The sequence below is a fragment of the Nostoc sp. CmiVER01 genome, from assembly GCF_034531135.2.
In the GTDB taxonomy this organism is placed as follows: Bacteria; Cyanobacteriota; Cyanobacteriia; order Cyanobacteriales; family Nostocaceae; genus Nostoc.
This window is the reverse complement of sequence record NZ_JAVRBU020000014.1, coordinates 173,741-189,429: the sequence shown is the minus strand read 5'-3', so window position 1 is coordinate 189,429 and position 15,689 is coordinate 173,741. Positions and strand designations below refer to the sequence as shown.

Annotated in this window: 11 protein-coding genes; 8 read left to right on the top strand and 3 right to left on the bottom strand. The window is 42.7% G+C overall.

Annotated elements, in window-relative coordinates; translation table 11 throughout:
- Window positions 1–461: 461 nt before the first annotated feature.
- On the top strand, window positions 462–2,009 hold the full coding sequence (locus RMZ43_RS24365) for a hypothetical protein (RefSeq protein WP_322653277.1): 1,548 nt from the start codon (window positions 462–464) through the stop codon (window positions 2,007–2,009).
- Window positions 2,010–2,016: 7 nt separating this feature from the next.
- Here the strand turns inward: RMZ43_RS24365 and RMZ43_RS24360 are convergent, their stop codons facing one another.
- On the bottom strand, window positions 2,017–4,188 hold the full coding sequence (locus RMZ43_RS24360) for an NAD(P)/FAD-dependent oxidoreductase (protein WP_322653209.1): 2,172 nt from the start codon (window positions 4,186–4,188) through the stop codon (window positions 2,017–2,019).
- 160 nt (window positions 4,189–4,348) lie between these two features.
- On the opposite strand from RMZ43_RS24360, the gene RMZ43_RS24355 reads away from it, so the two are divergent.
- A complete protein-coding gene (locus RMZ43_RS24355) occupies window positions 4,349–4,582 on the top strand; it encodes a hypothetical protein (RefSeq protein ID WP_322653210.1) in 234 nt (77 codons plus the stop codon).
- 516 nt (window positions 4,583–5,098) lie between these two features.
- On the opposite strand, the gene hemB is transcribed toward RMZ43_RS24355, so the two are convergent.
- Window positions 5,099–6,079, bottom strand: coding sequence for a porphobilinogen synthase (gene hemB / locus RMZ43_RS24350; protein ID WP_322653211.1), 981 nt, complete (start codon window positions 6,077–6,079; stop codon window positions 5,099–5,101).
- Between the two features lie 443 nt (window positions 6,080–6,522).
- Complete coding sequence (locus RMZ43_RS24345) at window positions 6,523–6,882, bottom strand: DUF4870 domain-containing protein (RefSeq protein WP_322649371.1); 360 nt, start codon at window positions 6,880–6,882, stop codon at window positions 6,523–6,525.
- Window positions 6,883–7,005: 123 nt separating this feature from the next.
- Here RMZ43_RS24345 and prfC point away from each other — a divergent pair, with 123 nt between their 5' ends.
- The 6 genes from prfC to RMZ43_RS24315 all read left to right on the top strand — a co-directional run bounded on the left by prfC (window position 7,006) and on the right by RMZ43_RS24315 (window position 15,617).
- Window positions 7,006–8,634, top strand: a complete 1,629-nt coding sequence (gene prfC, locus RMZ43_RS24340; RefSeq protein WP_322649372.1) for a peptide chain release factor 3 — start codon at window positions 7,006–7,008, stop codon at window positions 8,632–8,634.
- Window positions 8,635–8,838: 204 nt separating this feature from the next.
- Window positions 8,839–11,124: a M48 family metalloprotease gene (locus tag RMZ43_RS24335; RefSeq protein WP_322653212.1), complete on the top strand. Its 2,286-nt coding sequence runs from the start codon at window positions 8,839–8,841 to the stop codon at window positions 11,122–11,124.
- A gap of 661 nt (window positions 11,125–11,785) precedes the next feature.
- Window positions 11,786–12,292, top strand: a complete 507-nt coding sequence (locus RMZ43_RS24330) for an RNA recognition motif domain-containing protein (RefSeq protein ID WP_322649374.1) — start codon at window positions 11,786–11,788, stop codon at window positions 12,290–12,292.
- A 568-nt stretch (window positions 12,293–12,860) separates the two neighbouring features.
- Window positions 12,861–13,301, top strand: coding sequence for a SufE family protein (locus RMZ43_RS24325; RefSeq protein ID WP_109011258.1), 441 nt, complete (start codon window positions 12,861–12,863; stop codon window positions 13,299–13,301).
- 88 nt (window positions 13,302–13,389) lie between these two features.
- On the top strand, window positions 13,390–14,298 hold the full coding sequence (locus RMZ43_RS24320) for an alpha/beta fold hydrolase (RefSeq protein WP_322653213.1): 909 nt from the start codon (window positions 13,390–13,392) through the stop codon (window positions 14,296–14,298).
- A gap of 347 nt (window positions 14,299–14,645) precedes the next feature.
- On the top strand, window positions 14,646–15,617 hold the full coding sequence (locus RMZ43_RS24315) for a CobW family GTP-binding protein (RefSeq protein ID WP_322649377.1): 972 nt from the start codon (window positions 14,646–14,648) through the stop codon (window positions 15,615–15,617).
- The last annotated feature ends 72 nt before the right edge of the window (window positions 15,618–15,689 follow it).

The window sequence follows — 15,689 nt, the reverse complement described above, 5'->3', positions numbered from 1 at the left end:
TACTACCAAATTAGCTCATAACAATAAATACTTGTACTGACATCTATCGTAAGTAATAAAAAACTCAGCATAAAAAAGTATTGAGGAATACATTTTTAATTTAGATATTAAGGGGGATGCGATTATAGACAATAATTTATGTGATGAGGCAGTTTTTCTATGTAGAAAAACTTCATCAGCCAATATAGTTTAGTTTTTAAGCATCGGGTTTCTCTTCTCTGCCGCCTATCCCCAAAGGCGGCTTGAATTCCGCTTCCGTCTCTTCTTGACGGGTAAGAGCATCGTAGTGTTATAACGGCATCAGTCTAGACACAAAATGGGGAACACCAATTGATAATTAATTGCTGGTGCTTGGAGAGAGTTAAACTTAGCTTCTAGAGCAAACCCTGATTAGACACAGTTAATAAGCAATGCTAATGCCAGCACTGCTGAATATTTTTAAGCAGGTGAGTCAAGTAGTGATGAATGAAGCTAACACCTCAAACAAGGGGGTTGTGATGGAATCCCTAAATTCTGCTAATTCGCCACAATCAGAGCAGGCGAGTTGTCCGTTTTACTCAGTTGTGCCTAATGACAATATGACAGTCAGCAAACTGCCACTCCTCATGCCAGCTGATGATACACAATTTTCAAAAGATACCACCCAGCAAGACTGGGTTGCAGAGCCTGAAAGCGGTAAACAAGCACTTATTGACTCAGAATTTCAGAACCTGCTGGCATTGAACGAAGAATTGCGTGCAGCTAACAATAACTTGTATGAACAAGTAGAGCAGCTAAAAGATAATCTAGCTGAGTCAGAAAAGGTTTTGCAGTGGCAGAAAACTCGTTCTAGCGTTAGTGAGTCGATGCTCAACCAACACGCTCAAGAACTGGCTGCGGCTCAAGAACAAATAAAATCGCTATTTCAAACATTAGAAACTGCTGTACAAACTGCTCAACAGCAGGAAATTCTCGCTGAAAGTTATAAAGCACAGCTACAAATCAGCCAACAACGCCTTGCCCAGCTAGAGCGAGAATGTACGTTGTTACACACTAACAGCAGCGAACAGTCTCAGCAGTTATTGCAATCAGAAACTGTTTGTCGGGAGTTACGTACTAGACTGATGCGACAACAACGCCAGACGCTGCAATTTAAAGCAGCTTTAGAAAAATGTTTAGATACATCAGTTCCTAACTATGACTCGCTAGAAGATACTGCAAAACATCCCAAAGACATAACTAGTAAGCAAGGAAGATTCTCTAGAAAAGCTCGATCTTTGTTTCCTAACGCCCAGCCAATTCAACCTTGGTCAGCAGAACCAGAATCCCTGACTGATGATCTAGATAATTCTTGGGGCGAACCGTCAGCAACAATCCCATTCCAAAGAAATGAATCGACTCCGACGCCATCATCTTCTTGGAACTGGTCAGTTAAGCAAGATTCGTCAATACCAGGAGAATCCGCTCCTCCTCCAAAAATTGATGATTCTCCAGAGACACCGGAAGCTGTTTCAACATCAGGGTCATCAAATTTAGATCAGCAATTAGATAGTCTCATCCAAATGTTTTTCACCTCCCAGTCAGCATCTGCACCACCACCTGCGCCAAAAACGAATGTGGATAATAATCAGGGTGATGCACCTATTTGGGAGACTTTAGCAACAATCCTAGAAGACAATGAGGAATTAGAAAATCCACAGGAGGAGCAGTTGGCAGCAGAAACTAATTCTCCTACAACTACCTCCACTTCTTGGACAATAGATTCTGTAGTCTCACCAGCCAATGAGTTAGCAGTTTCTTCTACTTCACCTCACACTCAGACGCCGCCTGAAGGAACTGAAGATTACTGGTCAGAATCACAATTGACCCAGTTGGAATTGTCGGCAACTGATTTATCTCTAGAGTCATTAGGTGATAACACCAATGATACAAGTTCACCTTCACCAGTGGTTTATCCCCAACGTCCACCCAAGGGGCGTAAGTCATTGGCATCTGTGGAACTGCCAAATTTCCGCCCCAAGAGTCAATAGTTAGTTGTCATTTGTCTAATACTAATGACTTCGGAATTATGGCTTCTGGGTTGGCTTTTACTACTTGAGCGCGCGATCGCGGTTTGCCTGTGGCGATCGCATAATTAATCGCTAGCAGCCACAGCCACAAACTTGGATTCCGGGGTTCTAGCCACAAACCTACTCGGTTTAAGAAGCGTGGGAACCACGGACTCAGCAAAGCACCTACTAGGGCATGACGACCGAAGTTGAAATAACTACCAAGCCATCGCCCTAAATCTCTAGGGCCAGCAAGTTCCCAAATCCATAAAAGTAAGGCAGGATTTCTTCTAGCTGCTTTAAGTGCTAGCCGATTAAAGGTTAACCAATCACACCTATCTTTAATGAAGTTATCTGCTACTTCTTGGGGTTCGTCTGCTAACAGTCCAAAAAAGGTGTTGAGCATAGAGTTAATCCGTTGGGGTGGTAAAAATTTTCCAGTGGGTACCATCATGCCTTTGGAAAATAGCCAAGTCACGGAAACGTTGCTTTGGTAAGCGCGAATTCGGTTCAAGTGGCGGAAACTCAACAAGTCATGTTTGAGAGCAGTATCCAACAGAGTTGTTAAACGCTCTAAGTTACGAACTAGCGAACCAAAACCGGTAAAGACTAGGGGAGACTGGAGTGATGCTGCATCACCGATCGCAATCAATCGATCAAAGGCAACTGTGCGATCGCTACTTCCGACACTAAAATGCCCCGGTATATACCCAAATGTCGGTTTTTTCCACACCAATTTGTCCATATCGCACCTGCGATACTCTGGCAAAATCGTGAAAAAGTCCTCATACATCTCTAGCAAGGAACCGGGATTTTCAGCATTGACCTCATGGTAATGAAATAAATAAATCGTTAGTTCATCATCTGCCCCAGGAAACAGTTCCCAAATCAACTGCCTTCCTCGCGAAATATCTCCATGACTGTAAAGCACGTCTCCATATTGGGAATCCCATACTTCCGGCTCAAATCCACTCTCAATTGCCGCTCCCACCGTCGGACATACACTATCAAAAGCACGACCACCATTTAATTGCCAAGCGATGGGGGATGCAGTTCCCATTGCATCAATTAACAGTCGTCCACTTACTTGCTTTTCAACCTGACTGGGTAAATGCTTGACTTTCAAAAGTACTTGTGATATATCAATATCTGCACGGATAAACTCTGTCTCATCCCAGATTTCACCGCCTGCCGCTTGCAATTTTTGCCCACACATTTGGAGCCATTTTTCAGAATCTAAGCCTAAATTTAGCACTGTAGGTGTGTGGAGGACGGGCGATCGCAGTTTAGCTGGATTATTAGCATCAAAAAACTTATTGAATCCGTCTTTGTATTCCCTGGCAATGATGGTTTCTAACTCAGCGGGGGTGATTAAACCCAGGTTAACTAAGCTTTGAATCTCATCGCGGGAAATATTCCATTCTCGGTTCATCCGCCCAAAGGGCATTCGTTCCACCAGCAGGACTTTATATCCGAGTTTGGCCATCAGTGCTGCATGAATTGCGCCTAGTGCGCCACCGATGTAGATGATGTCATAAGTCGGAGATGAGGGTGAAGAGGCAGGGGGGCAGGGTGCAGGGTGCAGAGGAGAAAAATTTTCCCCCTGCTCCTTGCTCTCTGCTTCCCCTGCTCTCCTATCCCTTCGACTGGAAAAAACCACCTGACGCGGCTGTTGCGGATTCCGTACTCCTTCGCGCCATCGTTGTTCCCACCAGTAGGCACGCGTTAGGTCATATTCACCGTTGGGCATTTTCTGAAAATACTTGACGGTGAGGGGGTAAGCAGAGCCTAGTGCTGCAAATATTGATTGCTTAGATAAATCAATTGCTGGCGGTTCTGGATAATGATGCGGAAAACGGCTTCTGATTTCTTTGGTTAGGCGTTGCAAAATCTGTCCCTCTTTGGGAAAGGGTTGTTCTGCCCAACGAAACACTTTCAGATAGGTAGTTCGTTGCACCGACCAGACAAATACCGAAAGTTCCGCAGGTAAGTTTTCGGAAATAGTCCCGGTAGCAGTTGTAGTTGCAGTGGGGATTTTGAGGCGAAAACCTTCCGAGGTAAGCACTTTTTCTCCATTTCCGGGTTCAAAATCTGTTTGTAACCAGCTACGCACAGTTGCTATATCCGAAGTTGGAACTTCTAAATAAAGAATTTCTCTCATCGTTTCCTGATATCTCCGATCAATCTACTCACTAAGACAGATTTTATGAAGGCACAAAGTAAGGTAAACTCCGCCCTATTACTTTCGTAAAGATTCAGTGAAGAAATTTTAAGAATGTGTCAAATTTATTGTTCATTTTGTATTTCTGTAAACCCACGCCATGAATTATCCCATTCCAGACAGTCCCCAGGAAATTGTTGCCTTAAAACAACAGCCAATTGATGAAGAACTAGTTGCCAGTGCGATCGCTGGAGTAATAAAAATTGTCCGCGCTCAGGGTCAATCTTTGGAAGAATTAACCGCTCAGTTGCTAGCAGACGATCCACTGTTGGATCAGCAACAACGTCGCTGGTTGAGCCAATTAGTTGCCCAATGTTGGGAAAATTTCTCCTAAAACCTTGCATAATTAAGATGAAGTTTTTGTCGCAGCATTAGATTTCTAGGTGCAGACCTAAATGTTAGCGATGCCTGCAACGGGCTGCGCTTACGCATTTTAGGTATAGGAGTAACATGAAGTCAGGAATTAATTATCCTTGCTGTAATTAGGTATCAAAAGTAAATAGTAAATGTGTTCTCTGCAAGATATTGAAAGATAGTTTTAGCCAAGAAGAAATTGAAATTTGCGGTTTTTCTAAAACTTGATATACACACAAGTCATTGAATTAGCTAAAAATCTTGAATAACCTCACCCTATTTTAAGAGCATGTTGGATATGAATAAGAACCTGCTATCCGCAAGTATAAGCGGATAGTAGGTTATGGATGGCGGTTATTAAAAGATTGAGCGATCGCTTTCTTACGGTTTGAGTGTTCCCATAAATCCATTGGTCATCTTGCAGCAGATGTTCAAGATATCCACCCCGTCTCTCAACCAAAGTTTGACCCGCTTGTAAGGTTAGCTGGCGTTTGTCCTACTTTAACCATCGCGCTGCATCTTTGGCATGGTAGGTCAAAATCAAATCTGCCCCAGCTCGTTTAAACCCAGTTAAAGTTTCCATAACCACGCGTTCCTCATCAATCCAACCATTGAGAGCCGCAGCTTTTATCATCGCATACTCACCAGAAACATTGTAAGCCGCAACTGGTAAGTTACTCGCTTCTTTCACCCGCCAGATAATGTCCATGTATGCCAAGGCTGGCTTAACCATGAGCATATCCGCACCTTCAGCAATATCCAGTTCAATTTCTTTAATCGCTTCGCGGGCATTACCTGGATCCATTTGGTAAGTTCTTCTGTCCCCAAATTGCGGTGTCGAGTCTGCTGCATCCCGAAATGGGCCATAATAACCCGAAGCATACTTAGCAGCATAAGACAAAATCGGCGTATCTTGAAATCCGGCTTCATCCAAACCCTGACGAATTGCCTGGACAAAGCCATCCATCATTCCCGAAGGTGCGATGATATCAGCACCGGCTTTTGCTTGCGAAACTGCTGTTTTTTTCAACAATTCTAGAGTCGGATCGTTTAAAACTCGTCCTGTTAAATCACCAGTTTGTAAATAACCACAATGACCGTGACTGGTATACTCACATAAACAAGTATCAGCAATTACAATCAAATCTGGAACTGCTGCTTTTACCGCAGTCGCAGCTTTTTGGACGATACCGCAATCATGCCAAGCGCCAGTGGCATCCACATCTTTATCAGCCGGAATACCAAATAAAATAATAGAAGGAATTCCTAAGTCGTAAACTTCTTTTGCCTCTTCGATAATTTTATCTACCGAAAGTTGGTAGACTCCGGGCATCGATTTTACTTCGTTAGCGATTCCCTCACCCGGTACAGCAAATAGTGGGTAAATTAAATCGCTTGTTGTCAAAACATTTTCACGAACCATCCGGCGCAGTTGAGGATGAGTACGCAGACGACGGGGGCGATGTGTAGGAAACATAAAATTTTATGAAGAAAAACAACGCAAATGGACACAAAATAAAGCGTCACAAAAGCAGGCTAAAATTTTCCTGCCGTCAGACAGACTACAAACAGTGCTTAACTGTCCTTTGCCCTACTCTTAATCAAGTTGTAGGGCAATTTTGTATTCTACAGCCTGGTTGCATCTATCCGACGGGCTGGAAAAAAAACAACATAGTAAGCAATTCAAAATTCAAAATCGTAAAACCCTCTCAAAAATCCTGGAGAATTGAGGGGTGAAATTTAAACGCATAGGCGCTTCTCTACGAGACGCACTCGCGTTCGCCTTCCCGCAGGGTAGTGGTGTAGAGGTAAACGCAGAGGCACGCAGAGAATTCGCTAGTAATTCATGAAATGTTGTACTTAGTAGCAATAACTGACAATTACCAATGCCCAATACCCCATACCCAACAATAATCTGTATTAAAAAACTCGGAAAATATAGGGATAACGGAAGGGTATATCAGGATTGCTGAAAACTTTTACGAGGGCCCAAATTGTTAATCCCCAGTGCAATATATATCCCAGACCGGCTAATGGCCCGAGCAATAATAGAGGTAACACTAACCAACCGAATAGAAAAAACAGCGCTCCTAGAATTCCTCCATAAAGCCAAACGTTAAAGTGGAAATTAATGGATTCTTTGGCGTTTTCTTTAACAACAGGATCATCAGATACAAAGAAGATGGCGATAGGTATACCTACAGATACCACTGCTGTGCTGAAAAAAATCGCTCCATGCGACAAGGCGGATAGAAGCTTTCGCTTATCTGTGTCGTACATTGCTTTCTCCTATTTAGTCAGATTGTTGCTTATATTACGACCCTATCACGAGCATCGTTGTCTTAAGATTAAAAGACTTACTAGAGTCAAAAAAATTAAGTTAACTAACAAACAAATACACTTATGTCTACTGAACTTCAGTCTGAACTTATTCAAGCAGTTGAACTTCGCCGCAACTTTGCAATTATTTCTCACCCTGATGCGGGTAAAACTACACTAACAGAAAAGCTGCTCCTATACGGAGGTGCAATTCACGAAGCTGGGGCGGTTAAGGCGCGACGGGCACAGCGCAAAGCGACCTCTGATTGGATGGCGATGGAACAACAACGGGGTATTTCTATTACTTCCACTGTGTTGCAATTTGAATACCAGGACTGTCAGATAAATTTATTAGACACTCCCGGACACCAAGACTTCAGTGAAGATACTTATCGCACCCTTGCGGCCGCCGATAATGCAGTGATGTTGATTGATGCAGCAAAAGGTCTGGAACCCCAAACCCGCAAATTGTTTGAAGTATGTAAGTTGCGGGGTATCCCAATTTTTACATTTATCAACAAGCTTGATCGCCCAGGAAGAGAACCTCTGGAACTTTTGGATGAAATTGAGCAAGAATTGGGATTGCAAACCTATGCGGTCAACTGGCCGATTGGGATGGGCGATCGCTTTAAAGGGGTTTTTGATCGGCACAAGCAACAAATTCACCTGTTTGAACGCAGCGCCCACGGCAGCCGAGAAGCCCGTGATACGATTGTGGAATTAGGCGATCCGAGAATAGAAGAACAGCTAGAACAAAGCTTGTACTACCAACTAAAAAATGATTTGGAACTGTTAGATGGAGTTGGGCCAGAGTTGGATTTGCAGCTGATACACCTCGGCAAAATGACGCCTGTGTTCTTTGGTAGCGCCATGACTAACTTTGGTGTAGAGTTATTCCTAAAGTATTTCCTCGACTATGCCCTCAAACCCGGTTCTCACTACAGTAGTGTTGGCGAAGTTCCCCCTACATATCCAGAATTTTCGGGTTTTGTCTTCAAGCTGCAAGCGAATATGGATCCAAAACACCGCGATCGCGTCGCATTTATCCGGGTTTGCACTGGTAAGTTTGAAAAAGATATGATGGTGAATCACGCCCGTATTGGTAAACCCATCCGTCTGTCTCGCCCGCAAAAACTCTTTGCTCAAGAGCGAGAATCGATTGATGTGGCTTATCCTGGCGATGTGATCGGTTTGAATAATCCTGGTGTTTTTGCGATCGGAGATACAATTTACACGGGACAAAAGCTCGAATATGAAGGGATTCCGTATTTTTCGCCAGAACTGTTTGCATCTTTGAGGAATCCCAACCCCTCGAAGTCTAAACAATTCCAAAAAGGCGTTGCGGAATTGCGAGAAGAAGGTGCTGTGCAAATTATGTATTCAACTGATGAAGCCAAGCGCGATCCAATTTTAGCGGCGGTAGGTCAGTTGCAATTCGAGGTAGTGCAGTTTCGCTTACAAAACGAGTATGGTGTAGAAACCATATTAGAGTTATTGCCCTACAGTGTCGCCCGTTGGGTTGAGGGTGGTTGGGAAGCATTAGAAAAAGTGGGACGAATATTCAATACCACTACAGTTAAAGACAGTATGGGACGACCAGTGTTGCTATTCCGCAACGAATGGAATTGTCAACAATTACTGGGCGACCATCCAGAGTTAAAATTAAGCGCGATCGCTCCAGTTTTTTCTAGTCAACAACCAGTGGAGGAATGAAGAAGAATACAGAATACAGAATTCTGAATTCAGAATTAGTCCTACAAAATAGCTAACTGAATTCTGACTCCTGACTCCTGGATTCAATCTTTATCATTCACTTGACAGGCAAAACTTGGGCGCGGTTGATTTCCACGGCATCCGAGGTTCGCGCTTTTGCACAAACGTGGATCACTTAGAAGAGATTGGAGTGCCAGAATTTGTATGCCTTCACATGCCAAACCGTCTTTGGAGGCTGGTTTAGTTGCCCTCAAGCAGGGAAATTACCAAACAGCGATCGCTCAACTAGAACCTATTGCTAGCAGCCAAAGTAATGGTACTGCTAGCTTACAAGCCCAGGTTGGTTTAGTGATGGCTTATGCACGGATTGGAGAAGCCTCCAAAGCGATCGCTATTTCTCAGAATCTCATTGAGAGTAACAATCCGCAAGTTCAAGAGTGGGCAACACGCGCTCTCGAACACCTAACAAAACGCCAAAAACGCGACCAAGAATCAAAAAATGTCGAAACTGGATTTGTTGCTTTAGATAATTCAACTCCAAATTCAACGCCAGATTCAGCCCCAGTTACTCCCCCGGAAACTCCGACATTAGAGGAACCAAAAGACCAAGTAATAGAAACTAAGAGCAACGACACCCCGTCAATGGTGCCACTAGCTAAACTCAAAGCTACAGTCGCGACACCATTGCCAGCAGCAGGAGGATCTGTACCCTTAAGCGGCTTTATGGGTTCTGTTACCCGCACCCAAGCTAAATTATTCGGCGTTATTTATTGGCGGCAAGCACAACGCGCTAGAGCATGGCAACCCCTACGCAAACCGAAATTAATCCCTTTGCGGCTGTTGACAGCAGGAACATTCATCGCTCTGTTTTGGGTGATGCGAGAAATGCTCAAGTTCGCAATGGGATTCATCAACCAGACTTTAGTCAAACTCCCTTATCTGGAGCCGTTGCAGCTTTTATACCGCGACCCTACTAAATTGTTGCTAATAGTATTGGTGATTTTGATCGGAGTATCACCTTGGTTGCTGGATCTGCTACTAACTAAATTGTATGGTCAGCGAGAATTTTCTAAAGATGTATTGAATGCCCATAGCCGCGAAGCTGTTCGGGTGCTACAACGTTGTTGCCAACAGAGGCACTGGCCGTTACCCAAACTGCGGATTTTACCAATGGCTGCACCAATTATCCTGACTTATGGTAGTTTACCACGTAATGCCAGGATTGTTGTAAGTCAGGGGTTATTAGAGCAACTAGCTGATGATGAAATCGCCATTATCTACGCTACACAGCTAGGGCATATTGCTCACTGGGATTTTGCTGTGATGTCTTTGTTGCTGCTGGTGACACTACCAATTCATCGGCTATATCAGCAAGTATCGAATTGGGGAGACAAAATATCAGGGAAGATTTGGCGATCGCCGATGGCAATTCTGGCTAGTATTGTTTATGGAGTTTGGTGTTTGCTGACTGGGACTGCATTATGGTTGTCGCGGTTGCGGCTTTATTATAGCGATCGCGTCGCCTCTGAAATTACTGGTAATCCCAATGCTCTGATTCGCGCTTTACTCAAAATCGCCATTGGCATTGCAGCTGATATCCAAAAAGAGGAACAGACCAGTTGGCAACTAGAAAGCTTAAATCTCTTGACACCAGTCAGCCATCAACAGAGCCTTTCTTTGGGCACTATTGCCAGTAATTTATCTTTTGAATCCTTTTTGAAGTGGGATATTGCTAATCCCTATCGCCGATGGTTTACTATTAATAATAGTCATCCCCTGATGGGCGATCGCATCGAACGCCTCTGCCAAATAGCCCGTCACTGGCATCTAGACACTGAACTACATTTTGCTAACGAACCATCAAAAGTTAAGCGTCAGTCTTTCTTATTACAAATTGCTCCCTGGTTGGGAATTCCTTTAGGGGTTCTGTTTGCAGCTTTCTTCTACCTAGCCTGGCAATTAGTATTCGCACTCAAGTTGTTTTTAAATTTAAAGTGGGGATACGATGCTTCGTCTTTAATTACAGGCTCCCTTCTAATTGGCTTTAGCATCGGTACACTGATACGGATTAATTCTTTCTTCCCCGATATTAAGCCTGCCACTGTGCAAACTGACGATTATCTACCCAACCTGTTAGCTGACCCTTCTGCCTTACCAATTGATAGTATCAGCGTGTGTCTTGTAGGTAAATTATTAGGTCGTCAAGGCACTAGCAACTCCTTAGCGCAAGATTTAATCTTTCAATCGAGCGCAGGTTTAGTGAAATTACACCATGTTTCTTGGTTAGGACAGCGAGTTAATCACCAGGATTTAATTGGTAGGCAAATTATCGTCACAGGTTGGTTCCGCCGAGGAGCAACACCTTGGATCGATATCCAAACCCTAGAAACTCAAAGTGGTAAAACCATTCATAGCCCTCATCCCATTTGGTCTACTTTTTTAGCAGTTGCAGCACAGGCTTGGGGCGCATACATTTTTCTCACTAGTTAGTTATTGGGCATTGGGCATTAGTCATTAATCATTTGTCATTGGTCATTAGCAAAGGACAAAGGCCAAATTGGAATGTAAACAAAAGTTGCAGGTTTTCTTTAAAAATGTTACATTTATTTACACAAGCGATAGTAAGCGACATAACTTAGCACTACAGCTTATTTGTGGATTCGGATGTTTTTCCCCCGCTCCATACCTTTTATCTTTCCAACACAGCAGTAAATTAACCAGCCAGTGGCTGGTTTTTGTTTCAAAATATGCTCCCTTGAATAAAAAAATGTGTTTTATGTTACGATGCAGTAATACTAATGTCAGAAATGTATGCGCTAAACTAGCTACGTAGAAAATACCGTGGTAATGTTAGGAATGGTATTTGATTCTGCGAAAAAAGGCATGGAAGAAAGCGTGTACTTTAGCAGGCAATAGGCTATTAAATTTATAATTCTTAGAATTAAGGTGTTATTAGCTCACCATAGTGTGAGCCTTTAGATTAAACAAGCTTGATCCCGACGAAAAACTGTATTGTTGTATAGGTTGACAGTTTCGAGCAAAAAATTGGTTGATGGCAGTCTTGGTCAATAGCATCTATTTAATTAAAAGCCAAAGCCAAATGATTGTTTTCTTGCCTTGCCATGTTCATTTAACTCTGGAGGTATAGTTCATGTCCATTCGCCTATATATAGGTAATTTGCCTAAAGAAGAAATAGATCGTCAGGATCTGCAAGCAGTTTTTGCAGCAGAAGGTGATGCTGTAACTACTAAATTAATTAAAGACCGTAAAACTGGCAAATGCCGTGGTTTCGGTTTTCTTACAGTCAACAACGACGATCAAGCTGACGAAATTATTGAAAAATATAATGGTCAGATGTTTAAAGACACTCCGATTAAGCTAGAGAAGGCATTACCTCGGACAAAAGGTGATGAGGGCGAGGAGCAAGCTCCAAAACCAGTTACTGCTGCTAGTAGTACTCCCACTCCTAGCCCTAATAGAGAAGGTAGCCGCCGCGAGAAAAGCTCTAAGAAGCCTCGTCGTGGCTCAGGTGGCGGCGGCGGTTCTCGTGAAAACAGCACCACAACCACCGATTCAGACGCTATTCGTCCAGATCCTCGTTGGGCTTCGGAATTAGAAAAGTTGAAGCAGATGCTAGCTGCACAAACTACCAATTAATCCTTAAGGGAGAAAAATTAAAAATTAAAAATCAGAATTTTTTTTGATTTTTAATTTTTAATTATTTATTGATTATTCCCTAGTACGTCACGGTAGAAATAGAGCAACCATTCAAAATCCCTAAAAAGCTGATTCCATAATGCTTTTGACTTTTAACTTTTGACTTCCGCCTTGCGGTACTAGCTGCTTAGTTAAAAGCTAATTGCAGCTAATTTTGTGAATGCGTAGGCGCAGCTCAATCTATGCATCCCATAGTAAAATCAAGCTATACATAAATTTCACGCATTCCATATACTTACGTAATAGCAATAAGCCTATAGTGATACAACAGTAACTTCCATAGAATTACTGTTAGAACTTGTTTATAAAAAAATTAAGTTTTTGTGATTAGGCAAATTGAAAAAGCTGACTGAAAATGAATGCGATGCCTACGGCGGGCTGCGCCTACGCAGTAATTGTCTAGATTTGATAGGTTATAGCTAGTTGATATGCCAAGGTGAACGGTCGGCGCGATTGCTCTAAAGATAATCTACACTCAAAGTGATACCGATCATTTGCAGCTTCTGTTATGTCCTCAACTCTAGATTCTTTGCCACCTGCGCTCGCTAAAATTGTCCAGCGCTTTCAACGCGCTTCCGAACCGAAGCGACGCTACGAACAGCTAATCTGGTATGCTCAGAAGCTCAATGAGTTCCCAGAAGCTGATAAATTACCCGAAAATAAAGTTCCTGGTTGCGTGTCTCAAGTTTATATCACCGCAGCCTTGGATGACGGTAAGGTTGTGTTTCAGGGCGATTCCGATTCTCAGTTAACCAAAGGATTAGTGGGGCTTCTGGTTGAAGGATTACATGGATTAACGCCAAGTGAGATTGTCCAGCTTACTCCAGATTTTATTCAAGAAACAGGTTTAAACGTTAGCCTGACACCTTCCCGTGCTAATGGATTTTACAATATTTTTAAAACCATGCAAAAAAAAGCATTGGAATGTAAGTTAGATTTGCCTAGCTAAACTTGGTCATTTGTCATTGGTCATTAGCAAAAGACTACTGACAAAAAACAACTGACAAATAAGGTTACAACTACCAAAATTTAGTCTAATGTCAACAAATTTATTATCTACCTCTGCTGCTACTGGCTTTGGTGGAGTAGTTCAAGAATATCTCTGGAATTGGGAAAATCAGCAATTACGCGTTGTTTATGAAACCCTCGGCAAAGGTTCACCGTTATTGCTGCTACCATCTTTCAGCAGTGTTTCAACGCGTTTGGAAGTAGGCGAACTTGCCAAGTTACTAGCTGCCAATTTTCAAGTTATAGCAATAGACTGGCCTGGATTTGGTGAATCTTCTCGCCCTAGTTTGAATTACCGACCGGAAATATATCAGCAATTTCTGGAAGATTTTATCAAAGCTGTTTTTAACACTCCCATTACTGTGGTGGCGGCTGGTCATGCTGCTAGCTACGTTTTCCAATTAGCTGTCAAAAAACCTGATACTTTCTCACGAATTGTGTTGTTAGCTCCTACTTGGCGTGGGCCTTTGCCGACAATGGGGGCAAGTCAACAGATAGCTGGCTTTGTGAGAGAATTGGTGCGATCGCCTATACTTGGTCAAGCTCTCTACAAACTCAACACTACCCCATCCTTCTTAAGTTTGATGTACCGTCGTCATGTCTTTACTGACGCGGCTAAAGTTACACCCAGTTTCATTGAGAAGAAGTGGCACACGACTCAACAACCAGGAGCGCGATTTGCTTCTGCTGCCTTTGTAACTGGTAATCTCGATGCTGTACACGAACAGTCTGATTTTCTGAAACTTGTGCAGTCTTTAACCGTACCGCTTATGGTAGTAATTGGGGAATCCAGCCCGCCCAAATCACGAGAAGAAATGAACGCTTTGATAGCCTTACCAGGAGTGAGAAGCGTTGTTATTCCTGGTTCTTTGGGACTGCATGAAGAATACCCAGCAGTTGTTTTAGAAGCAGTTCAAGATTTTTTGTTATCCCGATAAAATTCAATCCTCATACCAAGACGCAAAGAATCATTTTGCGCCTTGGTGCGAGATTAAAATTAGTTTAAGCTACTGCTGCTTCCCTACGATTTTCTCATATTGTCAAGCTACTAACCTGCAACTTACGGTAGAGTGGACTAGCTTAGATGCAATATTCCTATCAAGCTATGCCAACTTATAAATATTTATTACTTATTACAGATGCACAAAAATAAAGTGCTTCTTGATTAAATTATGTGATTATTTTGCTGAAACTCAAAATAACAGCAAGTTCGCACAAAAATATAAAAAGATTTATCATGGGCGATAATGATTATCCATAAGGTGAGACAAGAGGAATTTAGAGTATGGTGGCTGACGTAATCAACAATTCAGTTCCCGTTACTGTTCTTACAGGCTATTTGGGAGCAGGTAAAACGACTCTACTCAATCACATCCTCACCTACGAACACGGCAAAAAAGTTGCTGTGATTGTTAATGAATTTGGGGAAGTGGGTATTGATAATCAATTGATTATCGATGCAGATGAAGAAATATTTGAAATGAACAATGGCTGTATCTGTTGTACAGTGCGCGGCGATTTAATTCGCATCATTGGCAATTTGATGAAGCGGCGCGATAAATTTGACCATTTAGTAATTGAAACAACTGGATTAGCCGATCCCGCACCAGTAATCCAGACATTTTTTGTTGATGAAGATTTACAAAGCCAACTGTCTTTAGATGCGGTGGTGACAGTTGTCGATGCCAAGCATATTTGGCAGCACTGGGATGCAGACGAAGCCCAAGAACAGATTGCTTTTGCCGATGTAATTTTACTTAATAAAACAGATTTGGTAGCGCCAGAAGAGTTGAATGAATTAGAAAAACGGATTCGGGCGATGAATGCGATCGCAAAAATCTACCGTACCCAAAATTCTGAACTCGGAATGGATGCTTTATTAGGTGTAAAAGCCTTTGATTTAGAACGCGCATTAGAAATTGATCCAGATTTCTTAGGCGAAGATGCCCACGTACACGATGAAACTGTCTATTCTGTGGCTTTAGTAGAAGCAGGTGCAGTCGATGGAGAAAAATTAAACACTTGGCTTTCAGAATTACTGCGTACTCAAGGCCCCGATATTTTTCGGATGAAAGGCATTTTAAATATTGCTGGAGAAGATAATCGATTTGTATTCCAAGGAGTACACATGATATTTGATGGCAAACCCGATCGCCCCTGGAAACCAAGCGAAACCCCCAAAAACGAACTAGTATTCATCGGCCGCAACCTTGATGCAGCCCAACTCAAGCAAGATTTTCTCGCCTGTCTAGCTTAAATAGGGAGTGGGGAGTAGGGAGTAGGGAATTTACCATTCTCCATCCCCTATTCCCCATTCCCCATTCCCCAC